The sequence below is a fragment of the Citrobacter sp. CK189 genome, assembly GCF_030333505.1.
GTDB classification, from domain to species: Bacteria; Pseudomonadota; Gammaproteobacteria; order Enterobacterales; family Enterobacteriaceae; genus Citrobacter_B; species Citrobacter_B koseri.
Genome location: NZ_JAOWFV010000010.1, coordinates 1 through 557 on the forward strand (window position 1 = coordinate 1; position 557 = coordinate 557).

The following is a 557-nucleotide window of genomic DNA, read 5'->3' on the forward strand; positions in this document are numbered from 1 at the left end:
GTCGCTGCCGCAGCTTCGGTGCATGGTTTAGCCCCGTTACATCTTCCGCGCAGGCCGACTCGACCAGTGAGCTATTACGCTTTCTTTAAATGATGGCTGCTTCTAAGCCAACATCCTGGCTGTCTGGGCCTTCCCACATCGTTTCCCACTTAACCATGACTTTGGGACCTTAGCTGGCGGTCTGGGTTGTTTCCCTCTTCACGACGGACGTTAGCACCCGCCGTGTGTCTCCCGTGATAACATTCTCCGGTATTCGCAGTTTGCATCGGGTTGGTAAGCCGGGATGGCCCCCTAGCCGAAACAGTGCTCTACCCCCGGAGATGAATTCACGAGGCGCTACCTAAATAGCTTTCGGGGAGAACCAGCTATCTCCCGGTTTGATTGGCCTTTCACCCCCAGCCACAGGTCATCCGCTAATTTTTCAACATTAGTCGGTTCGGTCCTCCAGTTAGTGTTACCCAACCTTCAACCTGCCCATGGCTAGATCACCGGGTTTCGGGTCTATACCCTGCAACTTAACGCCCAGTTAAGACTCGGTTTCCCTTCGGCTCCCCTAT

1 rRNA gene is annotated in these 557 nt (G+C 54.4%); it reads right to left on the reverse strand.

Annotated elements, in window-relative coordinates:
- A 23S ribosomal RNA gene (locus tag OGV83_RS00090) occupies window positions 1-557 on the reverse strand; the annotation flags it as partial.